Consider the following 24,153-nt stretch of genomic DNA (forward strand, 5'->3'; position numbering starts at 1 on the left):
TCTCCGCCACGGCGGACATGTCCCAGGCGGCGAGGGCCTCACGCGCGAGACCACGCGCCTTACCGACCGCTTCGGGATCGGCGGGCAGCTCCCAGCTTGCCTCCCGCGTTTTGTTGTCAGCCCTTATGGGATGTGGAGGGACAGCGTTAGGGTTCTTCATAGATCAGGGGACTCCGATTTCTTGATCCAGTCCTCGGGCCGGTGGTTGCGTCACCAGGCCCGAGGACGCCAATACTCGTATCGTTATTGCTACTTGCTGACCGCCTGTCGAGCAGTTACGGGCATGTCAATCGGTGACATATGCAGTGAAAGCAAAAGCCTTGACGTCTGGCCCCGGTCGCTCACTCACCTACTGAGCCAATCCAAAACCTCCCAACTTGGCCCATTTCGCTAACTTTTAGTGCCATAACGCCAACTCTCCGTAGCGGTAGCGGCTACCATCATGATGGCCTTGAATACCCTAGCGCGGCAATACCCAAAAACAGCAATACCTATATACGCGCTATGCACGAATTGCCGCGAAACATGCAAAGGAGAAGACGAAACGTGGCATATAGCCCAACAGTTAGACGAAGGCGTCTATCCAACGCTTTACGCCAATTCCGCGAGGCCGCCGGGCTCGACTCCAAAGAGGCCGCACGGAAGCTTGGCTGGCAACCCAGCAAAGTGACCCGAATCGAACGGGACGAGTGGCGCCGCCCAACCATCAACGATGTTATGGATCTACTCGACATCTACGGCGTTACGGACGAAGCAAAACGACAAGCCATGATCTCTCTAGCACGGGAGAGCCGCCGACGTGGCTGGTGGGAGGAGGAGTTCAAGGACATCCTGGGTGGAGCACTTGTCGGCCTGGAATGGGAAGCCACGGAGATCCAAACCTTCGAGGCGATGCTGATCCCCGGCCTGCTCCAGACTGCGGATTACGCTACAGCGATCTTCAAGGGCGGGCAGGTGATGAAGACCTGCGACACCGAGCGCCTGACCGAGGCGCGCCTGGCCCGTCAGCGAATCCTGGATCGTGAAGACCGGCCAACCTTCTGGGCGGTGATCGACGAGGCCGCGCTCCGCAAACAGGTCGGCGGTATCGCTGTGATGCGCGACCAACTCCACCAACTGTGCCGGATGGCCGAACGTCGGAACGTCGGCATCCAAGTGCTCCAGGACGCGGTTGGTGCGCACACCTCTATGACCGGTGGTTTCACGATCCTTGACTACCAGGCATCCGAGGACCCCAGCATCATCTACGTGGAGGTCGGCGCGGCCGGTGATCTCTTTCTGGAGAAGCCGGAGGATGTGGCCCACTATCGGAAAAGCTATGGCTACCTCCGCGCATCCGCACTAAGTGCGGACGCATCAGTGACGTACATTGAAAATCTGGCCAAAAACCTCAAGTAAGGGCGAAAGTCATGGAGCTTACCCAGTCCGATCTCACGTGGCGTAAATCCTCCCTCAGCTCGGCAGAGGGACAGAACTGTGTCGAGGTCGCGGTGCTCCCCGGTGGGGGCCAGGCCGTACGGGACTCCAAAGACCCCGGCGGCCCTGTGCTGAAGTTCACCTCGGGCGAGTGGGCCACATTCATCAGCGGTGTCAGAAATGGCGAGTTCGGCTGACGGACACCTGGCTATACGGGCATGACCGCGACCAGTCGCCGGGCCAGGGCTTTCACTTCGGTGAGTAGCCCGGCCGGTGGCTGGTCGAGGTCGAGGGCATGCTGGTGGATGGTGATGCGAGCGTGCCGGACGCGGTGGGCTGCGTGCGGGGCGTTGCCCTTGGCGTAGATGAGGTGGCCTTCCGGGAGGTTGAGCGCCGTACAGTAGGCCAGCATCTGGTAGAGGTCGGCGTCTGGGAAACCCGCAGGTTTCTCCGCCTTGTACTTGGCGTCGGCCACGGCGAGTGGGGTGCCATCGTCGGCGTACCAGACGAAGTCGGGGACCATCCGGATCGCCTGACGTTCGTCGAGGTGTTGGGTGGCCTGAAGGGCGCAGTGGCCGCCGATGTCGGCGAGGGCCTCGCGGAGCGCGACGGTGACAAAGTCCTCGAAGACCCGGGCCATGTCGAAGAGGAAGCCGTTCACGGTGACATCGCCGGGCCGGTGCTCGACGGAGGCACCGCGCAGCACGAGTTCGGCCAGCCGCAGCGCGTTCTGGTAGCGGGCGTTGAGCCGGGTGGGCCGCCAGGTGGGCAGGTTGTCATAGCTTCGCCAGAGACCGAAGAGCAGAGTATTGCCTACGAGGAAGCACAAGAAGTGTTTAATCGTTTGTCGGCTGAAGTCCACCCGTTGGAGGACGTCGAGGCAGTCGGAACTCGCGCCGTCACGCTTGTACGACACATGTAGCTCAATGTGACGCCCAGCAGGAGCGTCATCACGACCGGTCTCACCAAGGCACGCCAGGAGAACCCGCTGGGACGCTGGAAAGTCATCATGACCCCAGGGCGTACCAGCCCCGCTGACAGCCGTGCCCGTCCGCTGCCGATACGTCGAAGGCTCTTACCGAGCCTGAGCCTTCATCGCGCCCCGCACCGCGTCAAGGAGGTTGGCGGCTCTGTGGTCCGGCACTCCTTCCTGAAGGTGGTTCATGACATAGCCGAACGCCAGGCCGGTCGCCGGGTCGGCGAAGCCGAGCGATCCGCCCAGGCCGGGAAACCCGAAGGCGGTCGGGCTGTACCAGAACGCGTCGGGTGTCGGCAGGCCGAAACCGGTGCCGATCCGGACGGGTACCCGCAGGATGCGGTCGATACCACTGACCTGTTCCGCGGTCGCCGTGGCCAAGGTGCTGGGAGCGAGAATGCGATGCCCGTCGACTTCGCCGATGAGCGCGGCGTAGAAGCGGGCCAGTGCACGAGCCGTGCAGATGCCGTTGGTCGAGGGCATCTCAGCGGACTGTTCGTCGGGGTCGTTGTGGTCCAGTGGCGGCGTGACGACGGTCATCGACCGCACGGTCAGCGACGTCGGATCGGCATAGGCCGCCATCATCTCGCGCGCGGGTTCGGGAAGGGCGTCCAGGTCGATCCCGGCCAGTGCCTCGACGTCGGGCACGGCGGCGATGATCCGGCTGACCCGATGCCGCTCGGCTTCCGGCAGCCCGATCCACAGGTCCAGGCCGAGCGGTGCGGCGATCTCTTCGGTGAGGAACGCCCCGAGGCTGCGGCCGGTCACCCGGCGGACGACCTCCCCGACCAGCCAGCCGTAGGTGAGCCCGTGGTAGCCGTGCTCGGTGCCCGGTTCCCAGGAGGGGCGCTGGGCGGCCAGTGCGGTCACCATCGGGTCCCAGGCGATCGCCTCCGCCGGGGTGATCGGGTGGTCGATCACCGGCAGTCCGGCCTGGTGGGTGAGCAGCCAGCGGACCGGGATGCGGCCTTTCCCGTTCGCCGCGAACTCCGGCCAGTACTCGGCGACGGGTGCGTCGAGGTCCAGTTCGCCGCGCTGGGACAGCAGGTGCGCGCAGGCGGCGGTGACGGCCTTGGTGGTGGAATACACGACCTGCAGGGTGTCGCGCTCCCAGCGGCGGCCGGTCTCGGGGTCGGCGATTCCGCCCCACAGGTCGACGACCTTCCGACCGTGCAGGTAGACGCCGACCGCGGCGCCCACTTCCTGGTCGCCGGCCAGATTGGCCGCGAACGCCTCACGTACCTCTTCGAATCCCGGTGCGGTCTCCCCGCCGATTTCGGGCATGCGTCATCAACTTCCGTGCGGGGTCTGTTGCCGGGAAGTGCTAGCCGCGCCATTTCTCGATGAGCCAGGCGCAGATCTCCGGCTCGGTCATCTCGGGAAACTCTTCGGTGAACGTGACGAGTGCGCGCATCGCCTCGTCTCGGTCCAGGCCGCGCACCGCCGCCGCCCTGAGGTACTCCTGCCGCGCGGCGGAAGGACGGCCTCCACCTGCACCGCGACCCGGTAGGCCTTCGCGCCACCGCACTATTTCTTCCAGCCGCTCAGCGCGCCAGCCGGGAGCTCCGTCGACCTCGACATCGGGCTCGGGAAACGGGTGACTCGAATCGTCCGGATAGCGGGAGCGCCACTTGTGCACCGCGTGCCGACTCACCCCCAGCGCCTCGCCGATGCCGAGGACACCAAGGAAGTGCTCGGTCATGGTGCACCAACTTGTCTGTCCGGCCTCCTCCGTGGGTCTCATTACTACCACGCCCGAGATGGGGTTCCTGCGTCGACAGGACGCGAAAAACATCGTCTCAGATAGAGACGATGTTAGCGCGGGCATCGAACCTCGTCTACAACGAAGACGAGGTTATCTCTGGAGAAAACAGGGGCGAGCCGGGCGCTCCACATCTCTTCAGCCAGCAGAAGGAGGAGTGATCACAAGTAACGTCGAGCTTTCGGGTTCAGTCGTCGACCATGGGTCCCGCCACCAACCCTTCCTGCGCCCCCGGCGGCGTCTGCCGGGGGCCGTTTGGAGGTCCGGCCGAGGTCAGCAGATCTTGTAGCCGTGCCGCGTCGAGCTGTACGAGCAGGAGTCCACCAGCGTGCCGGACGCGTTCCGCAGGTACGCGGTGTCCTTGTCCTGGTTCCAGATGTAGGCGAAGGTTCCCCTGCTCCTGCCCCAGTAGAGGGTGGTGGCGGTGTTCTTACTCTTGCCGGTCCGCACGGTGACCGTCTTCCCGGCTCCGAGGGTAAACGTGCCGAATGTGTGGACGTGATCCGGCCGTTTCGTCTTGTCGCGGAGGGTCCAGCCCTTGAGGCTGACGGCCTTCTTGGTCATGTTCTTGATCTGCGCGTACTCGCCGTTCAGGCTGCTGTTCGAGCTTGCCGGACAGGGGTTTCATCGCAGGTCAGGGGCGGACGAGTCGGCCTGTGGGCCGGGTTCTTATTCCGTGCTCCCAGATCTGCGCCTCGCTCAGCGATCTGTTCCCTGACCTGTGAGAACGCTGCCGTCCTCTGCCGCTGTTCCGCACCGTCCTGCCCCGACCTTTCACGGACGCGTCCGCGGCGCCTCAGAAGTGCTGCAGCCCGGTCACTCGTAGCATGTCGAGCGCCGTGGCCTCGGGGGTTCCCGGTTCGGCCGAGTACACGAGCACGGTCTGGTCGCTGTCCGGAAGCAGGAGGGTGTCACAGTCGAACGTGATGGTCCCCAGCTCGGGATGGGCGATGCTCTTGGTCGCGGTACGCCATGGGGAGGACCGTCCCTCCCGCCACAGCTCGTCGAACCGCGGGCTGCCACGACGCAGTGAGGAAGCGGGGAACCCGTCGAGAAAGCCCCACGTCTCAACAGTTGTGATCAACCAAGCGATGGCAACAGTACTGGTGATCGAATCGCTGCTGGGCGGAACCGGCGTGGCCCGCGCGGGCGCCGCCGAGATCCCCAAGGGGTTCCTGCTGACCGAGCCCGCAGCGACCGCGGGACCGATCGTGGAGGACGAGGAGTGGTGGAAGATCAGCAACAGTCTGTCCCGGCAGCTCGAACTCAATCCCTGCGGCACGAAGGGGAAACCCCGCGACGGCCGGGTCGCGATGCGCACCATCACATACTCGAACAGCGCTCCCTCCGGGAGCAGCGAACAGCTCGTGCTGTACAGGAGCACCAGGTCCGCCCAGGCCGCGTTCCGTAAGCTTCGGGCGGACCTGGCCAGGTGCCCGAGGCGGGCAACGGCGAAGGGCGACACCGGCTCCAGGTTCGGCTACGTCGGCAAGCCGTTGCGAGTCGGAGACGAGGCCCTGTCTGTCTCAGGTCACTTGTACAAGCAGGGGAAGCGTGAGCGTGAGCCCGCCGAGCTGGGGGTCGTCGCCCGCCGGGGCGCCGCGCTGTTCTTCTACACCGACATCGGCAACGGCCTGGGAGCGGGCAAGAAAATCGTCAACCAGGCGAAGAAGATGACGAAGAAGGTGTGTGACCTGCCTGGGGTATGCGGGTAAGTCGCCCGTCTCAGGAAAAGACCCATGTACCCCTCGCCGGTGTCGAGCAGTACCGGCAGGGGGCACCGTATGCCGCCGTGTGGCCCATGAGCCACCCGAGTCGACCGGCTCGGCGCCCGAAACCGTCGCGGTGGGCGGCGTGCGGGGCGTTTCCCTTGGCGTAGCCGAGGTGGCCTTCTGACAAGCCGAGCGACGACCACGTGCGCGCCCGGGTAGTCGCCAGGTGGGCGACACGGCTACCCGCTACGTCGAACTCCACCCCGCTCTCCACCCTTCGAGGGTGCCGCTCCACCCCACCCGATCCCTAACTTCCCAGGCATGGACAAACGCTCTGGACGGTCGGGCCTCTGGCTCGACCTGCTGCACCGGCTCCTGGACGCCAATGGGGGAAAGATGAACGGCAAGCTCCTGCTCGCGATCGTGGTCGTGGCGCTGCTGGTGGTCGTCGGCTTCGTGGCCTTCCGGCTTATCCTGGTGGACATGATTTTGACCCTGAAGGACTCGCGCTAAGCGATGCGGGAGGTGTGGGGTCGGGTCGTGCGGCTGCTGGCGGCCGATGACCCCGAAACCGGCCGCCTGGTCAGGCTGCTGATGAGCCTGGTCTTCGCCTGGTCGCTCGCGACCGCCTCGCCCGATCGCGCCCCCGCGCTGGTGTGGTCGGCGCTCGGCGCGTCCATGGCGTGCTGGCTGGCCTTCGTCCTGCTCGACGGCCGCTTTCCGCGCGTGGCCGTGGCCCTGCTCGCGGCCGGTTCGGCGATCGCCGCGTCGGTGTCAGGATCGGCCGAGGCGGCGCCCACGGTGCTGCTGTTCGCGACACTGCTGCTGTTCGCGGCGCACATGACGCCGAGCATGGGAGCGATCGTCGCGGTCACCGTGGCCGACCTGACGCTCATGGTCGGCAGCATGCTGTGGTGGGAGCAGCCTCGACCGGCGATCGTGGTCCGCGGGGCGGTCATGATGTGCACCGTGCTCTTCGCGTTGCACCGGCGCCACTACCGCCGGGCCCAGCAGGACCGGGCCAGGGCCATGGCGCTCGACGAGCGGGCTCGCATCGCCAGAGAGCTCCACGACGTGCTCGCGCACTCCCTCGGCGCCCTGGGGGTGCAGTTGGAGGTCGCCGAGGCCGTACTCACCGAGCGAGGCGACGTGGAGGGAGCGGTGACGCGCATCCGCAGGTCGCGGGCCCTGGCCAGGGAGGGGCTGGTCCAGGCGCGCTCGGCGGTGGCGGCCCTGCGCGAGGACGTGCCGCCGCTGCCCGACGCGCTGAGCCTGCTGGTCGCCGAGCATCGCAGGGACCACGACGTGCCCGCCGAGCTGCGCACGACGGGCACGCGGCGGCCGATCACTCCGGCGGCGGAGGTCTGCCTGCTGCGTACGGCACGCGAGGCGCTGACCAACGCCGCCAAGCATGCCCCGGGCGAGCCGGTCAGGGTCGAGCTCGGCTACGGCGAGGGCACCATCTGGCTGGTGGTGCGCAACCCATGCGCGGCCGGACAGGCGGCGGCGTCATCCGGGCACGGCCTGCAGGGCATGGGTGAGCGGCTGGCGCTCGCGGGCGGGGCTCTGAACGCCGGACCGGCGGGTGGCCTGTGGGAGGTACGGGCGGAGGTGCCGGAGTGAGGGTTCTGGTCGTGGACGACCAGCAGCTCATGCGCGAGGGCCTGGTGGCGCTGCTGGACCTGGTCGACGACGTGGAGGTGGTGGGCGACGCCGGGAACGGCGAAGAGGCCCTGAGCCTGGTGGCCGAGCTGCGTCCCGACGTCGTGCTCATGGACCTGCGCATGCCCGTGATGGACGGCGTCGAGGCCACGCGGCGGATCGCCCGCCATTACCCGGAGGTGGTCGTCGTGGTGCTGACCACCTACGACGACGACCGGTCCGTGGACTCCGCCCTGCTGGCCGGGGCCTGTGGCTACCTCACCAAGGACGCCGGACGCGCCGAGATCGCCGCCGCCCTCCGCTCCGCCGCCGCCGGTCAGTCGACGTTCTCGGCCGCGGTGTCCCGTCGGCTGGTCGACGCGCTGTCTCGCGCCGCACCACCGCCGGTCACGGCCTGTCCCGACGGGCTGACCGTGCGGGAGGTCGAGGTGCTGCGGCTCGTCGCCGGGGGTCTGAGCAACGCGGAGATCGGCTCGGCCCTCTTCATCGCGGAAACGACCGTCAAGACGCACATCAACAACGCCTTCGCCAAGATCGGCGTCCGCAACCGCACGGAGGCCGCCGCCTACGCGCGCGACAAGCTGCACTAGCCTCGGTCTTTCGTGAACGCGTCCGCGGCGCCTCAGAAATGCTGCAGCCCGGTCACTCGTAGCATGTCGAGCGCCGTGGCCTCGGGGGTTCCCGGCTCGGCCGAGTACACGAGCACGGTCTGGTCGCTGTCCGGAAGCAGGAGGGTGTCGCAGTCGAGCGTGATGGTACCCAGCTCGGGATGGGCGATGCTCTTGGTCGCGGTACGCCATGGGGAGGACCGTCCCTCCCGCCACAGCTCGTCGAACCGCGGGCTGCCACGACGCAGTCCTCTGATCATTCGCGCCAGTTCGGGGTCGTTGGGGTAACGGGCCTGGGCGGCACGGAGCGTGCCGACCGAGGCGCGGGCGGCCGCGTCATCCTCACCGACCTGGCAGCGACTACTACCGAGAAACCGTTGCCAGATGAGGTTCCGCTGCCGCTGCGGCCACGCGGACATGTCGCCCTGAAGCGCCGCCGCGAGGGGATTCCAGGCCAGTACGTCGCCCTTGGCCGACAGCACCAGCACGGGCAGATCCGCCATGCGGTCCAGCAGCCGGAGCACGCTCGGCCGGATGACCGTCGCGATGCGTCCGGCCTGAGGCGGCTCGTGACCGGCGAGCCGGAACACCAGGTCGCGGTCATCGTCGTCGAGCCGCAGCGCCTGGGCCAACGCGGCGATGACCTGGCTCGAAGGCCGCGGCCCGCGCCCCTGTTCAAGCCGGACCACGTAGTCGACGCTCAGACTCGCGAGCATGGCCACTTCCTCCCGGCGCAGGCCCGGCACCTGGCGGCGAGTGCCCGACGGCAGCCCGACGTCCTGCGGTCGCACCCGGGCCCGGGCCGTGCGGAGTACTTCGGCGAGTTCGGCTCGGTCCACTCCTCGATGATGCCGCACGGACCGCGCGGCCGGGTGGTACCGCGGGTCCCATGCCTCAGCGGTCCTGGCGTGCCCGGACGCGCGCACCGACGATCGACCCCATGACGGACATGAAGACGGTGGCGCTGGTCACCGGAGCGAACAAGGGACTGGGCCGGGAGACCGTACGCCGCCTGGCCGGGAGAGAATGGCTGGTCCTGCTGGCCGCCCGGGACCGGGAACGCGGCCTGCACGCCGCGGACACGCTGGCGGGTGAAGGGCTCGATGTCGAGTTCGTCGAGCTCGACGTGACCTCGGACGAGTCCGTGGCGGCGGCCGTGAAGGCCGTCTCCGGCCGCGTGGATCACCTGGATGTGCTGGTCAACAACGCCGGAGTCGGTGGCCCGTTGCTGGATCCGGCCGACATGGGCGCCGACGCGCTACGGGAGCTGTACGAGGTCAACGTGTTCGGTCAGGTACGGGTCACACACGCGTTCCTGCCGTTGCTTCGGAAGTCGGAACAGCCCCGCATCGTCATGGTGTCCAGCGGTCTCGCCTCGCTGACACACGCCGGCGACCCCACCCGCCCCGAATCCGGCTTCCTGGCCCTGGACTACGCCTCGTCGAAGGCGGCGCTCAACATGATCGTGTCCCAGTACGCCCGAGCGCTGCCCGGGTTCAAGGTCAACGCCGCGGATCCGGGCAACCCCGCCACCGACATGAACCATCACACGGGTGTCCACACCGTCGCCGAGGGGGCCGATGCGATCATCAGGTTGGCCACTTTGGACCCTGACGGGCCAACCGGAGGGTTCTTCGACCGTAACGGCCCCGTCCCCTGGTAGGAGCGAAGATGGCAACGATTCTGACGATCGGGCTACATCCGAACGCGATCGACTACACCCGGCATCCAGGCCTCGATGAGGCGACGCTCACCGCACGGATCGAGCGGGGCGACGCGGCTCTGCGGGCGGCGGGTTTCGACGCGGTGTCGTGCCTGATCGGTACCGACCCGGACGCGGCGGAGAGGACCATCCGTGAACGGTTGTCCGAGGGCACCTTCGACCTGGCCATGATCGGAGGTGGTGTGCGGATGGCACCCGAGCACACCCTCCTGTTCGAACGGCTGATCAACGTGCTGGTGGCGACGGCACCCGGAATCCGGTTCTGCTTCAACACCTCACCGGAAACGACGATCGACGCCCTTGGCCGTTGGGTGTAGCCGTTCGCCGATGCCCGGCGTTCGTCAGTGGGGACCGGCGCGACAGCCGGGCCCCACGCTGACCGGAAAGCGAAGACAACCCTCAGCCGACCGCACGAAGATCACGAAAGATCGAGGCTGATTCCCGTGGTCACGGTCAGGCCCCGTTCTCAGTGTGCTTCTGCGGCAGTCTCGTGAGAACGCATGGTTGTTTCTTTCGGTGACAGACCGGTGTGTTTTCCGGCGAAGGCCAGGATGTCCGCGGTCAGGGCGCGTTCCTTGCTCGCGGGAGAGGCGGCGTGGGCGGTTTCGGGTTCTCGACGCATGAGGATCGGCCGGTCACTGCTGGTGGCGTGTTGGAGTGCCGCGCACATTTTGGTGACGTGGGCCTCTCCGGTCTGCAGGTCGGTTACCGCGCCGGTGAGGAGGAATGCGGGATAGGGGGCTCCGGGCGTGATGTTGTGGTACGGGGAGTATGTGAGTAGCCATTGGAGTTGTTCGGGTTGGGAGGCGGTACCGAATTCGTCGGTCCATGTGCATCCCAGGCCGAAGTGTTCGTAGCGCACCATGTCACATAGCGGGCCTTCGGCGATGACCGCGGCATACAGGTCCGGTCGCTGGGTGGCGGCGGCGGTGACCAGTAGCCCACCGGCGGATTGGCCAAAGATCGCCAGTTGGTCGCGGGTGGTCCGACCGGTGTCGATGAGCCAGGTCGCGGCGTCGTTGAAGTCGCTGATCGCGCGGTGTTTGTGTGGTCCACGGCCGGCGTCGTGCCAGCGTTGGCCTTCTTCGCCGCCTCCGCGTACACAGGCGACCGCGTAGGTGCCGCCGGCGCTGACCCATGCGGCCGCCATGGGGAAGAACCATGAGCGCATCGGCATGCCGAAGCTGCCGTAGCCGTAAAGGAGGGTGGGGCGGGGGCCCTGATGCTCCTCAGCCGGGGTGAACAGGAGCAGCGTGATCTCGGTGCCGTCGCCGGCGTGATAACGCACACTGTGGCTGCGGATTCCTGGAGTGTGTCCGGCTATTGCGGCGCCGGTCTCCTGTTCCGTCTTCCCGCTGGCGGCGTCGTGGCGATAGATGGTGGGGGGTGTGGTCGCGTCGCAGTAGCTGAACCACGCGTGATGCCCGTGCGGGATGTTCGTGCGCAGGGATGACACGACGCCCGCGCCGGGAAGGGGCAGATCGGTGAGTAGCCGACCACTGGCCAGGTCGTGCAGTGTCAGGGTGGAGGTGCCGTGGCGGGCGCGCGCCACCAGCAGGAGGGGCTGCGGAAGTGCCGGGCCGTCCAGGACCAGACATTCGTCCAAGGGGGCTTGGGGATCTTCGGCTACCAGCGCGCGCCATGCGGCCGGGTCGGTATCGTGCCGGTGCGCCGTACAGATGCGGCCACACGGAGCCTGGTAGTCGGTGACCAGCAGCAGATCGTTGTCCGCGAGGAAGCGTGGGAGAACACGGGCGCGTATGGTGCGTCCATCCACGATCCTGATGAAATGCGGCGCTTCCGGATCGGTGAGCTCGGCCACGTACACATCGTTGTGCGAGGCGGGCCCGACCATCGCAGTGATCGCCAGATGACGGCCGTCGGCGCTGACCGTGAGCCCGTAATAGTGCTCTGGGGCATCGTCACCGCCGAACACCACCGTGTCGGCCCGCCAGGGCGACCCGATCCGATGCAGCCTCACCCGCCGCTGCAAACGCATGTCGCCGGGGGCCAGTTCCTCATCGGGAACACGGCTGACGTAGTAGAACGCATCCCCTCCCGGCAGCCAGGCGAGCGAGGTGTTACGGGCGCGTGGCAACGGCCCGTCCACCGTCTCCCCGGTACGCACGTCCAGCACCATGATGTCGCTGCCGGGCTGCTCGGCGACCTCCATTTGGACAGCCACCCGTTCGCCCTCGCGCGATGGCCACCAGGCATACAGCCCGGTACGGCCGGACGGATCGATCTCTGCCGGATCGACCAGCACCCGCCTGTTCCCCGCAGCGTCAACGACGAGCAGGCGCCGTTGCTCATCCCCACGGAGTTGCTCGGCAAGGAACATGACCGGACCACGCACCATCGGAGGCTCGGACACGCCGAAGGATGACATCTGGTCCACCAAGGACGCCCACGATTGCTTCTCACGCCATCCGGCGCGATACGCGCGGAAGAGACGATCCTGGGCCGCGGCCCAGTCCCGCACGCGCGCGTCATTGCCGTCTTCCAACCATCGATAGGGATCGGAAACCGGAAATCCGAACAGATCCTCCACCACATCGCTGCGCCAAACGGCAGGGTAGGACAATCGCGCCACAAACGCCCCCCGATGCATCGCCCCGCCCGCAATTAGGTCGAGGCACTGCGGTTTTGACACACCGCAGTACCTCGGCTCATTCAGCTACGACTGACCGCGAAGAATGTCCGCCTGCCAGCCGCGTACGCCCCCAATGCGGGTAGTCGGAGTGGAATCACGATACGGTAGGTATCCATTCATGTCAGCCTCCCGGATTCGTTGATTCGCCCGGAATGAGCGATTACGACGAGAAGTATCCCCGCACCCGGGATCGATAAACACAGGCATCGCTCTCGACGGTGAGCGCCAATCCTCCCTGGATCCTCGGCACGTACGTCGGCCATATCGGCTACCCTCCTGCTAAAATTTCACGCAAGAGAAAAAGGCATACGGAATGCCACCTCTATATCGATCTAGCGCAACGGTAATGCGGAGCCTTTCGAGATAGATCCCAGGGCTGACGACGTTCTCAAATCGTGAGACCGAGAGCGATCAACGGGTTGCCGAAACCGTCGCGGGCCCAGCGGGTTCCCTCGGCGATGCCGGTGAAGACGAACTTCGCCGCCGACTCCCCCATCCACAGCCGGACCGGTTACCCGGCCAAGGTTGCGTGACGGGCCACCAGCGAGACTCGGCCGCCCAACGAACGCCCAGGACAACCGGCACAAGCCCGGATACCTGCTCCAGCCGATGCCGGACCCGCGGCCGGCTGAAGAACCGTCGCGCCGCCCCCACCAGCCACACGCCCCCCAGATACCAGGCCAGATCGATCAGGTGCCTGCTACCCGGCTGAACCTGGAGCCGCGCGCCCTGGCCGGCTGATGTACGTGACAACAATTCATTGTCACGTACATCAGCGATCAGCCTCCCGGATGAGCAGATGCGCCGGGTATGCACGCGATGGGTCGTCAGGTCTGCCAGAGGGTCGACAGCACCACGTGCAAGGCGGTCGCGCCCAGGACGCTGATCACGGCGTTGCGGGTTTTCAGGTGCAGCCCGATCGCGGTGGCCAGGGCCACCGCGGTGGGCACGACGGCCGACCAGGTGGGGCGGACCTCGCGCAGGGTGTACAGGGCGAGGATCAACATGATGCCGGTGGGCATCTGCAGGGCGAGGTAGCCCAGGACGGCCGAGCGGCGCAACGGAGTCAGGACGGCGAACGGCAGGGCGCGCAGGCCCCAGGTGACGGCGGCGCTGACGGCCACGGCGGCGGCCAGGTAGTGCGGGCTGGGCACGGGTTTTCACCTTTCCCCGGCTGAGGCGGCCGCGGCGGGCACGGGGCGGGTGTGATCGTCGGGCGCACGGGAGGCGGTGTGGCGGTCCACGGCGTAGCGGATCAGCAGGCCTGCGGTGAACAGGGCCATCGCGACCGGCAGCACCTGCCCGGGAGTCAAGAGCGCGGCGACGGCGAAGCCGGCCGCGGCCAGCAGGGGAGCGGGCAGATCCCGCTGGGCGCGCCAGGCGTCGATCGTCAAGACCACGAACAGGGCGGTCAGGGCGAAGTCCAGGCCGTGCAGGGTGAGCGGGATCAGGGATCCGGCGAGCGCGCCGAGGGTGGCTCCACCGACCCAGTAGCCCTGGCACAGCACCTGCATCCACAGAATGCGGGCGCTGCTCCAGGAGCGGGCGCGATCGCCGGTGGTCATGGCGTAGGCCTCGTCGGTGAGCGCGAAGGTGGCGTAGATGCGGCCGAGCGGCCGGACCTGCGACAGCGGGAAGGACAGGGCGTAGAAGACGTGCCGGAGGTTCACCAGCAGCGCAGTCACCGCGATCTGCCCCAGCGGTGTCACCGAGGCGACCAGGCCCAGCAGCAGGAACTCCAGCGACCCGGCGTAGACCACGGCGGTGAACACCGTGGCCCACCACCAGCTCAGCCCGGTGTGCACCACCAGGACGCCGAAGCTGATCCCGAGAGGGAACAGGCTGAGCCCCACCGAGGCGGTGTCGGCCGCTGCCGCCGCGAAGTCCCGCGACCCGCCCCTCGCCCGCATTGCACTCATGAAAGCAATTTTAGTGCGTATAGCGCATAATATGGTTTCAAAAACCATCAGGAGTAAAGTATATGAGCAATATTATTAGGCTTGATCACATTGATCGTGAAATATTATTTCACCTTGCTCGGGACGGTCGGCTGTCGAACGTGGAGCTGGCCGGCCGGGTGGGGCTGACACCCCCGCCGTGCCTGCGCCGGGTCAAGCGCCTGGAGGACGCCGGCGTGATCGCCGGGTACCGGGCGCAGATCTCCCCAGCGGCCCTGGGCCGTTCCCTGGAAGTGGTCATCTCGGTGGAGATCGCGGTCAACGACCTGCAGACCGTGGAGGACTTCGAATCCCGGGTCGCGGTACTGGAGGAGGTCATGGAGTTCCGGCGCATGTTCGGCCGCCCGGACTACTACATCAGGGTGGCGGTCGCCGACCCGATCGCCTACGAGGAGTTCCTCAGCCGGCAGATCCTGCCGCTGCCCGCGGTCTCCCGGGTCGACTCCCACATCACCATGAAACGCATCAAAGGGGTCTAGCCCACATACGCCCAAAACCCACATCCGATCTCGATGTACCGGATGACACACCCGGGTCGTGCGGCTGCCCTCGCAGTGAACCCGCAGGTCAGCACCATCTCCGCAGGTACTGGATAAGAGACCGTTGCCACGTACCTGAGGCGGAGCATCAGGGGTGTCAGTTTCCGAAGCAGCCTGCACTGCCGGCGTAAGGGCCCAAAGGCGGTTCGGCGGACCTCGAGGTTCGGGCATGTTTCCGGCATTGTCTGAGCCGTATCCCGGGCTGCTACCGCCGAACGCGCCGAGCGGGTTCTGCACCTTTGAGGGAGCGGAACCTAACGTGGCGCTTTCCTGCGGTGTACGGCTATCGCCACCCCGAGGGCGAGGGCGGCATATCCGCAGGTCACGGCCAAACCTCCCGATGGCGGGAGCGGGTAATAGCCCCCGAGCAGTGACTGGTCCACGTCCACGTGCGCGAACGTGGGGACGCTCTGCGTGATCGCGAACCCGGCGGCAGGGGTGATCATCAGCAGCCACGGCACCAGACCCGCGGTCGCCAGCAGGTAGGGCACGACGACCAGCGCGATGGCCAGCCCGACGGCGACGATGCCCCGCTTGACCAGCGCGGCCAGGCCCAGAGCCAGCACGGCGGCGGCCGCGGTCAACGCCGCGTAGCCGACGATCACCCGCAGCCCGGTACCCAGGGTGATCGGCTGAATCGGGTTCTGATTGGCACGCAACATCGCCAGGCCGACAGGGACCACGACCCCCGAGGTCACCAGCCCCGTCACGAACGCGACCGCGCCGACCACCATGGCCTTGGCCGCCAGCAGCCACGCTGGATGCGGCTCGGCCGGCAGGCCGGTCCCGATCAGCCCCCGCCGGTGTTCCGCCGTGAAGAACGAGACCGCCGCCACGAGCACCAGGATCAGCCCCACGGCCCCGCCGATCAGCATGAGGTCAGCGCGCAGACCGCCCTCCACCGTGGCGGGCCCGATGTCACCACCCCCGGTCACGAGGAGCTTGTCACCGGACTCGACGACCCCGCCCGGGTGATGCAGGGTCTTGCCGTCGGGCCCCAGGGAGACGCCGACGTCGTCACGCCGCCACGAACCGTTCGCGCCCTGCAGCTTGATCTGGTCGAAGGTGGCGGTGGCCTGGGCGAAGGCTTTCGCCATCTCCCACAGGGCGCCTGGCGAGGTGGCGAACAGCCCGATCTCGACCGTCTCCGGCAGCCCGGTCAGCTTGACCGTGCCGACCTCGGTCCACGTCTTTCCGTCGCCTGACTCGTAGCCGGTGAGAGTGTCGCCCGACCTGGTCAGCCGCAGCCACCGTGGCCCCTGCACAGGACCGCCGGCCACGTCGTGGGTGAAGTTGTGCTGCATCCTCACGCCGTGGCTGCCGGTGATCATGACGGCGGCATACGGCGTGCCCTGCGTGAGGCTCTGCCTGACCAGGAGCCCGGCCTTCGCCCAGGGCACCACCCCCTCCTTGACGTTGCGCACCCCGGGTACGACGTCCGGCAGCCGCATCTGCCCGGTCATGTCCGACACGCGGGCGGTGATGCTGCCGTTCCCCTTGAGCGGCTGGTGCACGAAGTAGTACTTGTCCTTCACCGCCGTGCCATCGGGTCCCACCAAAGGCGCGGGGCAGGGGCCCTCGCCCTTCCAGGTCACGCAGGTGCTGCGGGCGCCCCCGGCGACCAGCAGGCCGAGCGACACGGTGACCAGCACGGAGGCCGCCATGGTGAGCACCCAGCCCCACCCGGAGCGGAACTTGGTCCACTCCGCGCGCAGCAACTGAGGGAAACGGTCCTGCCCGGCCCGCCGGCTGGATCGGTAAGGCGTGAATGAACTCATGCCGACGGTTGTACGCGGCACCCGGTTCCAGCCGGGTCGCAGCCGCTGCGACCCGGCTGGAACCTGGGATCTGACATCGTTGACCCATGGCACCTCGACCCGGCGGCCGGTTCGGCCGCCCCGCCCGCACGACGACCGGCGGTGAGTGGCGGTGAGGGTCCTCGTCGTCGAGGACTTCGAGGTCCTCGCCCGCTCCATCGGAACCGGGCTGCGCCGCGAGGGCATGGCCGTCGACGTCGTCCTGGACGGAACCGCCGCCCTCGACCGCCTGGCCGCCACCCGCTACGACGTGGTGATCCTCGACCGCGACCTGCCCGGCGTCCACGGGGACGAGATCTGCCGGCGACTCGCCCACGGCCGCTGTGAGACCCGCGTACTGATGCTCACCGCCTCCGGCACGATCGAGGACCGCGTCGACGGGCTCAGCCTCGGCGCCGACGACTACCTGCCCAAGCCGTTCGCGTTCGCCGAACTGGTCGCCCGCGTCCGTGCCCTGGCCCGCCGCGCCACCCCGCCGCTACCGCCCACCCTGGCATGCGGGGACATCACCCTCGATCCGGCCCGCCGTATCGCGTTCCGGGCCGGTCGGCGCCTTGACCTGAGCCCCAGGGAGTTCGCCCTGCTCGAATGCCTGCTCGCCGTACCCGGCCTGGTCATCTCCGCCGAGGAACTGCTCGAACGCGTCTGGGACGAGGCCGCCGACCCCTTCAGCAGCGCCGTCAAGCACACCATGCACCGGTTACGAGCCAAGCTCGGTGACCCGCCCGTGATCGAGACCATCCGCGAAGGCGGCTACCGCATCGGACCGTCATGACCCCCCAGACGCTCGCCGGCAGGTCCCTGCAGACGCGGCTCGCGCTCGCCTACGCGGCGGGCATCTACGCCGCCGGGGTCTTCGTGGTCGTATTCGTCGCCGTCCCGCTTGCCGGCATCCACGCGGCCACCCCCAAAGACCGCCCCTCATCGAGTGCGATCACCGAAACCGGGTCCGGGATCAGCCTGCCCCAACTCCTCACGGGATCCGCCGTCGCCCTGGTCCTTCTGATTCCCATCGCCCTGACTCTCGGCTGGTACGTCGCCGGCCGGTTCCTGCACCCGCTGCGCGCCATCACCGCCACCGCCAAAATCATCTCCGCCGGAAACCTCCACCAGCGCCTTGACCTCGGCGAACCCACGGACGAGCTGACCGAACTCGGCCACACCCTCGACGACCTGTTCGCCCGCCTGCAAGCCTCCTTCGACGCCCAACGCCACTTCGTCGCCAACGCCTCCCACGAGCTGCGCACCCCTCTCGCCGGCCTGCGCACCCTTCTTGAAGTCGCTCTCGCCGACCCCGATGCCGACACCGACACCCTGCGTTCGGCCTGCCAGGACGCCCTCGCTCTTGGCGAACACCAGGAGCGGCTCGTCCGAGCACTGCTCGCTCTGGCCACCAGCGAGCGCGGCGTCACCCACTGGGACACCCTCGACCTCGCCCACGTCGTCGAAGGAGTGATCGCCTCCCGCCGCGACCAGGCAATGGAGAGACGCATCGACCTAACCGAACACCTGACGCCCGCAGTGACGGCCGGGGACCCGAGACTGATCGAAAGCCTCGTCGCCAACCTCATCGACAACGCCATCCGCCACAATCACGAAGACGGGCAGGTAAAGGTCACCACACAGACCTCCGGCACGCAGACGGCCCTTACCGTCACCAACAGCGGGCCAGTCATCCCCGACAACCAGATCCAGCGGCTCTTTCAAGCCTTCCAGAAATTGGCGCCCGATCGTCACGGCCGCCACGACGGCTACGGCATCGGCCTCGCCATCGTCAATGCCGTCACGCAGGCTCACCACGCCACCCTCACCGCCAGCGCACGCCCCCAAGGCGGCTTGTCCATCACCGTGCAGTTCGCGCACGGATCTCATCCGAACCTTCCCTGATGAGGTGCTCCAGACCCTGGCCTCCGACGACGCCGACCTGATCGGCGCGTTGCCGGCCTTCGAACCGAAGGGTGGAGCCCGACCTGCCGGCCGCCAACCCCGGCCCGGCCTGGGCGCTGGTGGTCGAGTCGGTCGCCGCAAGGTACGGGCCGAGTGCCTCACGGCGTGGACCCAGCTGATGGAGGCGCTGGTGGCCGGGCGCCGCCCCGACCGGCCGGTACCGCCGATGGCCGGTACCGCCGCGATCGGGGCGGTCGTGCATCTGCTGGCCACCGCCATTCAGGAGGGCCGGGACCTGTCCTCGATGAGCGACATCCTGGCCGGCATCGCCTACCGCCTACTGGCCTGACGGCGGGGCCGGCCGGCGGCTAGCTCAGGTGCCGGGCGAAGAACCGGGCTCCGGCGTCGATCTCGAACGACGGGACGCCGGTGTGGCCGCCGAGATTGGCGTGCAGCGTCTTCTCCTTGGAGCCGAAGGCGTCGAACAGGTCCAGGGCCAGCTGCCGGTCGTTCCCTTCGTCGTCCCACTGCAGCAGGACCTGCAGCGGAATGGTGACCTGGCGGGCCTCCTCGAACAGGGTGCCGGGCACGAAACTCCCGGCGAACAGAAGGGCGGCCGAGATGCGCGGCTCGACCACCGCCAGCCGGATACCGATGGCGATCACCCCTCCCTCGTACCCGACCGGGCCGCCGATCTCGGGCAGCGAAAGAAGGGCGTCCAGGGTCGCCTGCCATTCCGGGACCGCCCTTTCGACCAGCGGGAGGACGAGCCGGTCGACGATCTCGTCGACCGGCTCGCCGGCCTCCATCGCCCGCAGCAGGTCGGCGCGGGCCTGCTCGGCGGCGGCCGAACGGGGCCGGTCACCGCCCCCGGGGAGCTCGATGGCGGCTGCGGCGAAGCCGTACTCCGCCGCGTAGTGCCGGGCCCGGGCCGCCAGTCGGGGGTGCATCTTGTGCAGCCCGCCGGGGTGGCCGACCAGGATCAGCGGCGCTGGTGCGGATGCGGATGCGGGCGTCCACAGGATGCCGGGGACCTCGCCGAGGGTGAAATCGCGTTCGAGGACGCCGTCGTCGAGGCGCTGTTCGGAAGTGAATTGCATGGTCGTGCCTTTCGGGAGTGCTCTTGAACGGCGCTCCCGGACGACCTATCGTCCGACCGTGACCCCAGAGGGGAGCACCCATGTCGATACTGCGTTCACGGGTACCACCTCCTCGTTCTTTTGCACGGCCTCCGGAAAGCTAACAGTGGTCGCCGTGGTCCGCCAACGGGTTTTTGCGGAGGCTCCGTGACCGGATGCCACGGAGCCACTCGCCTAAAGGCCAAGGCCGTGTAGTTAAGGGCTGACGGCGTACGAGCACGCGTGGGAAATCCGGGACGCCTACGGCTACCGCCCGTACGAGGACGCCGAGTGGGGCCGGCGGTTCCGCACGTTCCTGCACGGGCGGGCGTGGACGCACGCCGAGGGGCCGCAGGCGCTGTTCAACCAGGCGGTGGGCTGGCTGCGCCGTCACCGGGTGCTGCTGCCGGGCGTGAGTGTGCTGGCCCGGTACGGCTCGGGCCGACACCATCGCCGCGGCGAACGCCAAGCTGATCGCCGCCCAGGCCGACGTGCCCATCGTCCGGTACGGTGCCACCAGACCCTCGCCCATGGTCTCGGTCAGCCACTGGTCGTCACCCACTTCGCCGCACCACTGTAGGTTCCGGATAGACCTGTCGGTGTCCGAGTGTGTTGTCGCGCAGAAGGCGATCAGAACACCATCGTGAGCAGGTCGGCGAACAGCTCCTGTTCGTCGATCTCGAGCCCGTGGTTCGTGAACCACGTGGCCATGTTGTGGCAGTCGCGCATCAGGAAGTCCATGCCCTTCGGGTTGCCGACGATGTCGACGACCTGGGGCAGGTCGATCATCACGATCCGCTCGGCCTGCGCGAGGACGTTGTACGGCGAAAGGTCGCCGTGCGCGAGCCCCGCGCGGGCCAGTTCACGCATGCCGTTGCGGAGCTGCTCGAAGTACACACCGAGCAGCTCCTTCGACGGCCGGACCTGGGCGAGCCGGGGCGCGGCACCGCCCTCGCCGTCGTCGATGAACTCCATCAGCAGCTCGGTGCCGTCCACCTGCACGGGATACGGCACCGGGACGCCGGCCTTCCACAACCGGTTGAGGGCGTCCCATTCGGCGTATGCCCACTGACCGGCCGCGACACTGCGGCCGTGCGAGGTCTTCTTCGCCATCGCCCGGCTGTCGCGGCTGTTGCGGGTACGGCGGCCTTCGACGTACGACGTACTGCGGTGGAAGGACCGGTGCTCCTCGGTGCGGTACCGTTTCGCGGCCAGCAGCGAGGACTTCGCCGGGTTGTCGCCGATGGCTTCGACGGCCCGTTCGAGCAGGAAGACGTCGGCTTCCTTGCCGGTTTTGAGGACGCCAAGCTCGGTGTCGATCGCAGCCTGTTCCGTCACAACCCACGAGGGGCGTGGTTCCGGGCCGCGAGAACCGCGCTCGACCTCCAGCCAGGTGGACCACCGCTGATCCGGGCCCAGCTCCTCGTCGACCGAATGGAACTTGAAGACGAAGGCTGCGGCCGGATCTGGTCGGGACTCGTCACCGGTGAATTCGGACCGGCGGGAGTCGAGGTCGGAGTAGGTATCAGAGAGTTCGTACTCGGCAGACAACGGGTGTGCTCCTGAACAAAGAGGTGGGACTGATGCGGACATGCCGCAGCGCAGTGATGGCCATCCGTCAGCCCTCCTTAGTCCAGGCAGCGCTCTCCGCCGCTCGATCGACCCAGCATGCCCCGCCCGTTTCGGACCCCGCAACGTATTTACCGGAGCTGGGACCGTGCGGTCGGGCTCAGCCGGAGCTCCTGCATCGGCTTCGCGGATCGGTAGACCGGCTCCGGCAGCACCGGCTCCCGCCAGACCCGCGACGCGGCGAGCTGCCGGCGTACGCGCGGCCCGGCGACATCGTGCATATCTCCGAGATGTTCCGCCTCGTGCGCGGCACCCAGGGCACCCTGGCGATCCCGGCACAGCGCAAGGCCCGCCGCGAATACGAGAACCGTGTCAACGCCCTTCCGGCTACAGCCGGACCATGATCGTTCTCAGCGCCAACGGCTGTACCGATGTTCCCCACAGCCGTTTCCCCCTGACGAGGTCGCCCGGCTCGGCGGCGCGTCGCTCGTGTTGGTGCGGGGCAACGACCGCCGCGACACCGGCCTTTCATGCTCGGGCGCCAAGCCGGGTCGCCGGTTCCTCAGGCACCGGCGAACAGCAACGATCAGCGAGAGATGGGCATTTGCGTTGACAACTCTGCCGGCAACGCCGGGTTACGTTACGGCCTCGTCAATCGTTCATGCCACAGAAACTTACGTAAGATCCACAGGCATTTTCGGCTTCCCCTGAAAGGCAGCCGTGCTCTCGCGGATCACGAGCTCGGTGCCCAGCTCCACTCGCCTCTGCTGAAGCGACTCCCCCTCAGCCAGGCTGATCAGCATGGTGGCGGCCGTGGCGCCCATCTCGATCAGGGGCTGGCGGATCGTGGTGAGCGGCGGGATGGCCCAGCGACAGGGGGGCATGTCGTCGAAGCCGATCACACTGAGGTCGTCCGGGATGCGTAGCCGCAGCTCGTGGGCAGCGTGGTAGACGCCGACGGCCTGGCCGTCGTTGGACGCGAAGATCGCAGTAGGTGGCTCAGGCAACTTCATCAGTCGGCGGGTGTGGGCCAGGCCGTCCTCGATCTGAAACGCCCCCTGGCAGATCAGGTCGGGGTCGACCGGCACGCCGGCGGCATCAAGGGCGGCACGGTAACCGTCCAGGCGTGCCCGGCCGGAAAGCGCGTACTCAGGCCCCGTGATCATCGCGATTCGGCGGTGACCGAGTTCGAGAAGATGACGGGTGGCTTCCAGGCCACCGCTCCAGTTGGTGGCCCCCACCGAAGGTACGCCGCGGCCAGGATCCCCGGCGGGATCCAGCACGACCAAGGGAACCTCGCGAGTGGCCAGCCGCACGCGCTGGTCATCCGTGGGACCCGAAAACACCGTGATGACACCGGTGGGGCGGCGGCTGAGCACGTCCTCGATCCACCGGTGTCCCGGAGTATGCCGACCGCCGAGCTCGGAGATCACCACGCTCAGGCCATGCCGCCGGGCGACCTGCTGGACACCCTTGACGATCTCTATCGGATAGTCGCCCGCCAGCTCGTGAAAGACGACCTCGATGAGGCCCGCCGGTTTGATGCGGCGGCGTTGTCTGCGGTAACCGTGCTCTCGGATGAGGCCCTCGACCAGGGCGCGGGTCTCCGGGCCGACCTCCGAGCGGCCGTTGACGACCTTTGAGACGGTGGCCATGGAGACTCCGGCCAGCTCGGCGAGCTGAGAGAGGGTCAGTGGTTCGGAGGGGGCCGAGCCGGCGTGGGGGGATTCCTCGGTCGAGGTCATATCGGGAGTGTATCCGGGCGGTTTTCGGTCTCTCGTTATGGCCGTTTCCGCTGTTCCTCCCCCTTTCCAGCCCGCTTCGCCAGACGCTTGGAACGATCGTTGATCCGGCAGGTATCGGAAGTCAACCGGAAAATTTCCATCGATCGGCTCGGGCACCCCGAGTCATCCATCAGGGTCCGTCGAGGAAGTTAGCCGGATTCGGCCAGAATTCTACGGTTGCCAACTGGTAACTTCTGTGAAACTTTCACATGCGCGGGCAGCGCGACATGATCTCCCACCGGACGAATGCCCAGGCTGGGAAACATGTCAGTGGCAATGCCCAGATCAGCGAGGGTTGTGACTCGTTGACCTGGATCGGACAGTCGGATGTACTCCGCGACAACACGTCCACGGGAGCAGGCCATGGAGATCTGGAGTCTCGAATGTTAGCGATAACAGGTTTTAGTGGCCGCTACCTCTCAGACGTGGCCAAGGAGCGTTGGATGCCCCCCTCATCTCGAACGCGTGTCCAAGGCGGACTTTTCGCTCGCCCTCCGCTGTACCGACGACTGGTCAGGGTGACGTCATGATCGAAATGTTAACGCTAACAAAAATCTCCAAAGAGGGATGTATGCCTTTTACCAGGCGAAATCATCTGCGCATACTGCTTGCCGCCATCACCTCGGCCATACTCGTCGGCACCCTGCTCACGCTCGCCACGCCCGTCGCGAACGCGGCGACGGTCGACACCAACGCCCGGTATGTCCTGGTCAACCGCAACAGCGGCAAAGCCCTGGACGTCTACAACCTGGCCACCAACGACGGCGCCCGCATCACCCAGTGGACCCGCAACAACGGCAACCAGCAGCAGTGGCAGTTCGTCGACTCCGGCGGCGGCTACTACCGCCTCAAGTCGAGGCTCTCCGGCAAGGTCCTGGACGTCTACAACTTCTCCACCGCCAACGGCGCCGCCATCGTCCAGTGGGCCGACCTCAACGGCACCAACCAGCAGTGGCGGCTGGCCGACTC

Annotated in this window: 29 protein-coding genes; 15 read left to right on the plus strand and 14 right to left on the minus strand. The window is 67.3% G+C overall.

Annotation, left to right across the window (positions count from 1 at the left end; genetic code table 11):
- Positions 1-525 precede the first annotated feature (525 nt).
- Entirely contained in the window at positions 526-1,398 is an 873-nt protein-coding gene (locus ABT130_RS40090) for a helix-turn-helix domain-containing protein (protein WP_350964731.1), read from the plus strand.
- 11 nt (positions 1,399-1,409) lie between these two features.
- Complete coding sequence (locus ABT130_RS40095; RefSeq protein WP_350964672.1) at positions 1,410-1,613, plus strand: DUF397 domain-containing protein; 204 nt, start codon at positions 1,410-1,412, stop codon at positions 1,611-1,613.
- Between the two features lie 11 nt (positions 1,614-1,624).
- On the opposite strand, the gene ABT130_RS40100 is transcribed toward ABT130_RS40095, so the two are convergent.
- The 5 genes from ABT130_RS40100 to ABT130_RS40120 form a co-directional block, all read right to left on the minus strand.
- Positions 1,625-2,245: an McrC family protein gene (locus ABT130_RS40100; RefSeq protein WP_350964675.1), complete on the minus strand. Its 621-nt coding sequence runs from the start codon at positions 2,243-2,245 to the stop codon at positions 1,625-1,627.
- Between the two features lie 246 nt (positions 2,246-2,491).
- Positions 2,492-3,676 (minus strand): serine hydrolase domain-containing protein, encoded by a 1,185-nt coding sequence (locus ABT130_RS40105; protein WP_350964678.1) that lies wholly within the window; start codon positions 3,674-3,676, stop codon positions 2,492-2,494.
- 40 nt (positions 3,677-3,716) lie between these two features.
- Entirely contained in the window at positions 3,717-4,094 is a 378-nt protein-coding gene (locus tag ABT130_RS40110) for a hypothetical protein (protein WP_350964681.1), read from the minus strand.
- 333 nt (positions 4,095-4,427) lie between these two features.
- Positions 4,428-4,748, minus strand: coding sequence for a lamin tail domain-containing protein (locus tag ABT130_RS40115; RefSeq protein ID WP_350964734.1), 321 nt, complete (start codon positions 4,746-4,748; stop codon positions 4,428-4,430).
- Positions 4,749-4,950: 202 nt separating this feature from the next.
- Positions 4,951-5,238 (minus strand): MmyB family transcriptional regulator, encoded by a 288-nt coding sequence (locus tag ABT130_RS40120; RefSeq protein ID WP_350964684.1) that lies wholly within the window; start codon positions 5,236-5,238, stop codon positions 4,951-4,953.
- 7 nt (positions 5,239-5,245) lie between these two features.
- Between ABT130_RS40120 and ABT130_RS40125 the strand changes: the two genes are divergently transcribed.
- From ABT130_RS40125 to ABT130_RS40140, 4 genes are all read left to right on the plus strand, one after another.
- A complete protein-coding gene (locus ABT130_RS40125) occupies positions 5,246-5,869 on the plus strand; it encodes a hypothetical protein (RefSeq protein ID WP_350964687.1) in 624 nt (207 codons plus the stop codon).
- Positions 5,870-6,187: 318 nt separating this feature from the next.
- Positions 6,188-6,379, plus strand: a complete 192-nt coding sequence (locus ABT130_RS40130) for a hypothetical protein (protein WP_350917601.1) — start codon at positions 6,188-6,190, stop codon at positions 6,377-6,379.
- Between the two features lie 3 nt (positions 6,380-6,382).
- Positions 6,383-7,489, plus strand: coding sequence for a sensor histidine kinase (locus tag ABT130_RS40135; RefSeq protein WP_350964690.1), 1,107 nt, complete (start codon positions 6,383-6,385; stop codon positions 7,487-7,489).
- Positions 7,486-8,118: a response regulator gene (locus ABT130_RS40140; RefSeq protein WP_350917607.1), complete on the plus strand. Its 633-nt coding sequence runs from the start codon at positions 7,486-7,488 to the stop codon at positions 8,116-8,118. Before ABT130_RS40135 ends, ABT130_RS40140 begins: the two co-directional genes overlap by 4 nt.
- A 32-nt stretch (positions 8,119-8,150) precedes the next feature.
- Here ABT130_RS40140 and ABT130_RS40145 read toward each other — a convergent pair whose 3' ends face one another.
- Positions 8,151-8,975 (minus strand): helix-turn-helix transcriptional regulator, encoded by an 825-nt coding sequence (locus ABT130_RS40145; RefSeq protein WP_350964692.1) that lies wholly within the window; start codon positions 8,973-8,975, stop codon positions 8,151-8,153.
- A gap of 101 nt (positions 8,976-9,076) precedes the next feature.
- Between ABT130_RS40145 and ABT130_RS40150 the strand changes: the two genes are divergently transcribed.
- Both ABT130_RS40150 and ABT130_RS40155 read left to right on the plus strand, forming a co-directional pair.
- Positions 9,077-9,799 (plus strand): SDR family oxidoreductase, encoded by a 723-nt coding sequence (locus ABT130_RS40150; RefSeq protein ID WP_350964695.1) that lies wholly within the window; start codon positions 9,077-9,079, stop codon positions 9,797-9,799.
- A gap of 8 nt (positions 9,800-9,807) precedes the next feature.
- On the plus strand, positions 9,808-10,176 hold the full coding sequence (locus ABT130_RS40155; RefSeq protein WP_350964697.1) for a hypothetical protein: 369 nt from the start codon (positions 9,808-9,810) through the stop codon (positions 10,174-10,176).
- Between the two features lie 149 nt (positions 10,177-10,325).
- Here ABT130_RS40155 and ABT130_RS40160 read toward each other — a convergent pair whose 3' ends face one another.
- A complete protein-coding gene (locus ABT130_RS40160) occupies positions 10,326-12,512 on the minus strand; it encodes a prolyl oligopeptidase family serine peptidase (RefSeq protein ID WP_350964700.1) in 2,187 nt (728 codons plus the stop codon).
- 395 nt (positions 12,513-12,907) lie between these two features.
- On the opposite strand from ABT130_RS40160, the gene ABT130_RS40165 reads away from it, so the two are divergent.
- Entirely contained in the window at positions 12,908-13,045 is a 138-nt protein-coding gene (locus ABT130_RS40165) for a hypothetical protein (protein WP_350964703.1), read from the plus strand.
- A gap of 294 nt (positions 13,046-13,339) precedes the next feature.
- Here the strand turns inward: ABT130_RS40165 and ABT130_RS40170 are convergent, their stop codons facing one another.
- Together ABT130_RS40170 and ABT130_RS40175 are read right to left on the minus strand one after the other, a co-directional pair.
- Positions 13,340-13,666 (minus strand): branched-chain amino acid transporter permease, encoded by a 327-nt coding sequence (locus ABT130_RS40170; RefSeq protein WP_350917622.1) that lies wholly within the window; start codon positions 13,664-13,666, stop codon positions 13,340-13,342.
- 6 nt (positions 13,667-13,672) lie between these two features.
- Positions 13,673-14,431 (minus strand): AzlC family ABC transporter permease, encoded by a 759-nt coding sequence (locus ABT130_RS40175; protein WP_350964706.1) that lies wholly within the window; start codon positions 14,429-14,431, stop codon positions 13,673-13,675.
- Between the two features lie 62 nt (positions 14,432-14,493).
- Here ABT130_RS40175 and ABT130_RS40180 point away from each other — a divergent pair, with 62 nt between their 5' ends.
- Positions 14,494-14,949, plus strand: coding sequence for an Lrp/AsnC family transcriptional regulator (locus tag ABT130_RS40180; protein ID WP_350964709.1), 456 nt, complete (start codon positions 14,494-14,496; stop codon positions 14,947-14,949).
- 314 nt (positions 14,950-15,263) lie between these two features.
- On the opposite strand, the gene ABT130_RS40185 is transcribed toward ABT130_RS40180, so the two are convergent.
- Entirely contained in the window at positions 15,264-16,787 is a 1,524-nt protein-coding gene (locus tag ABT130_RS40185; RefSeq protein WP_350964711.1) for a DUF1349 domain-containing protein, read from the minus strand.
- A gap of 151 nt (positions 16,788-16,938) precedes the next feature.
- Here ABT130_RS40185 and ABT130_RS40190 point away from each other — a divergent pair, with 151 nt between their 5' ends.
- The 3 genes from ABT130_RS40190 to ABT130_RS40200 are packed head-to-tail and all read left to right on the plus strand — an operon-like array spanning position 16,939 to position 19,062.
- Positions 16,939-17,601 (plus strand): response regulator transcription factor, encoded by a 663-nt coding sequence (locus ABT130_RS40190; RefSeq protein ID WP_350964713.1) that lies wholly within the window; start codon positions 16,939-16,941, stop codon positions 17,599-17,601.
- On the plus strand, positions 17,598-18,713 hold the full coding sequence (locus ABT130_RS40195; protein WP_350964715.1) for a sensor histidine kinase: 1,116 nt from the start codon (positions 17,598-17,600) through the stop codon (positions 18,711-18,713). The genes ABT130_RS40190 and ABT130_RS40195 overlap by 4 nt, the downstream gene beginning before the upstream one ends.
- Positions 18,714-18,717: 4 nt before the next feature.
- The gene (locus ABT130_RS40200; protein ID WP_350964717.1) at positions 18,718-19,062 is read left to right on the plus strand and encodes a hypothetical protein; all 345 of its coding nucleotides are present in this window, start codon (positions 18,718-18,720) and stop codon (positions 19,060-19,062) included.
- 19 nt (positions 19,063-19,081) lie between these two features.
- Here ABT130_RS40200 and ABT130_RS40205 read toward each other — a convergent pair whose 3' ends face one another.
- The gene (locus ABT130_RS40205; protein ID WP_350964720.1) at positions 19,082-19,813 is read right to left on the minus strand and encodes an alpha/beta hydrolase; all 732 of its coding nucleotides are present in this window, start codon (positions 19,811-19,813) and stop codon (positions 19,082-19,084) included.
- A gap of 241 nt (positions 19,814-20,054) precedes the next feature.
- Between ABT130_RS40205 and ABT130_RS40210 the strand changes: the two genes are divergently transcribed.
- On the plus strand, positions 20,055-20,411 hold the full coding sequence (locus ABT130_RS40210; protein ID WP_350964736.1) for a DUF4158 domain-containing protein: 357 nt from the start codon (positions 20,055-20,057) through the stop codon (positions 20,409-20,411).
- Positions 20,412-20,461: 50 nt separating this feature from the next.
- Here the strand turns inward: ABT130_RS40210 and ABT130_RS40215 are convergent, their stop codons facing one another.
- From ABT130_RS40215 to ABT130_RS40225, 3 genes are all read right to left on the minus strand, one after another.
- Positions 20,462-21,382 carry a serine protein kinase RIO gene (locus ABT130_RS40215; RefSeq protein ID WP_350964722.1) on the minus strand — a complete coding sequence of 307 codons (921 nt, stop codon included), beginning with the start codon at positions 21,380-21,382 and terminating at the stop codon, positions 20,462-20,464.
- A gap of 149 nt (positions 21,383-21,531) precedes the next feature.
- Positions 21,532-21,681 carry a hypothetical protein gene (locus tag ABT130_RS40220; protein ID WP_350964724.1) on the minus strand — a complete coding sequence of 50 codons (150 nt, stop codon included), beginning with the start codon at positions 21,679-21,681 and terminating at the stop codon, positions 21,532-21,534.
- A gap of 393 nt (positions 21,682-22,074) precedes the next feature.
- Entirely contained in the window at positions 22,075-23,145 is a 1,071-nt protein-coding gene (locus ABT130_RS40225; RefSeq protein ID WP_350964727.1) for a LacI family DNA-binding transcriptional regulator, read from the minus strand.
- Between the two features lie 610 nt (positions 23,146-23,755).
- Here ABT130_RS40225 and ABT130_RS40230 point away from each other — a divergent pair.
- A partial coding sequence (locus ABT130_RS40230) for an RICIN domain-containing protein (RefSeq protein ID WP_350964729.1) occupies positions 23,756-24,153 on the plus strand: 398 nt, incomplete at its 3' end.

Origin of the sequence: Streptosporangium sp. NPDC001681 (genome assembly GCF_040298085.1) — a bacterium.
Classification (GTDB): domain Bacteria; phylum Actinomycetota; class Actinomycetes; order Streptosporangiales; family Streptosporangiaceae; genus Streptosporangium.

What these genes read in the sequence shown, in the direction of transcription:
- ABT130_RS40090 (WP_350964731.1), top strand. Translation starts at nt 526, where the DNA reads ATGCAAAGGAGAAGACGAAACGTGGCATATAGCCCAACAGTTAGACGA.
- ABT130_RS40095 (WP_350964672.1), top strand. Translation starts at nt 1,410, where the DNA reads ATGGAGCTTACCCAGTCCGATCTCACGTGGCGTAAATCCTCCCTCAGC.
- ABT130_RS40105 (WP_350964678.1), bottom strand. Translation starts at nt 3,676, where the DNA reads ATGCCCGAAATCGGCGGGGAGACCGCACCGGGATTCGAAGAGGTACGT.
- ABT130_RS40110 (WP_350964681.1), bottom strand. Translation starts at nt 4,094, where the DNA reads ATGACCGAGCACTTCCTTGGTGTCCTCGGCATCGGCGAGGCGCTGGGG.
- ABT130_RS40125 (WP_350964687.1), top strand. Translation starts at nt 5,246, where the DNA reads ATGGCAACAGTACTGGTGATCGAATCGCTGCTGGGCGGAACCGGCGTG.
- ABT130_RS40130 (WP_350917601.1), top strand. Translation starts at nt 6,188, where the DNA reads ATGGACAAACGCTCTGGACGGTCGGGCCTCTGGCTCGACCTGCTGCAC.
- ABT130_RS40135 (WP_350964690.1), top strand. Translation starts at nt 6,383, where the DNA reads ATGCGGGAGGTGTGGGGTCGGGTCGTGCGGCTGCTGGCGGCCGATGAC.
- ABT130_RS40150 (WP_350964695.1), top strand. Translation starts at nt 9,077, where the DNA reads ATGACGGACATGAAGACGGTGGCGCTGGTCACCGGAGCGAACAAGGGA.
- ABT130_RS40155 (WP_350964697.1), top strand. Translation starts at nt 9,808, where the DNA reads ATGGCAACGATTCTGACGATCGGGCTACATCCGAACGCGATCGACTAC.
- ABT130_RS40175 (WP_350964706.1), bottom strand. Translation starts at nt 14,431, where the DNA reads ATGAGTGCAATGCGGGCGAGGGGCGGGTCGCGGGACTTCGCGGCGGCA.
- ABT130_RS40180 (WP_350964709.1), top strand. Translation starts at nt 14,494, where the DNA reads ATGAGCAATATTATTAGGCTTGATCACATTGATCGTGAAATATTATTT.
- ABT130_RS40185 (WP_350964711.1), bottom strand. Translation starts at nt 16,787, where the DNA reads ATGAGTTCATTCACGCCTTACCGATCCAGCCGGCGGGCCGGGCAGGAC.
- ABT130_RS40195 (WP_350964715.1), top strand. Translation starts at nt 17,598, where the DNA reads ATGACCCCCCAGACGCTCGCCGGCAGGTCCCTGCAGACGCGGCTCGCG.
- ABT130_RS40205 (WP_350964720.1), bottom strand. Translation starts at nt 19,813, where the DNA reads ATGCAATTCACTTCCGAACAGCGCCTCGACGACGGCGTCCTCGAACGC.
- ABT130_RS40220 (WP_350964724.1), bottom strand. Translation starts at nt 21,681, where the DNA reads ATGCACGATGTCGCCGGGCCGCGCGTACGCCGGCAGCTCGCCGCGTCG.
- ABT130_RS40225 (WP_350964727.1), bottom strand. Translation starts at nt 23,145, where the DNA reads ATGACCTCGACCGAGGAATCCCCCCACGCCGGCTCGGCCCCCTCCGAA.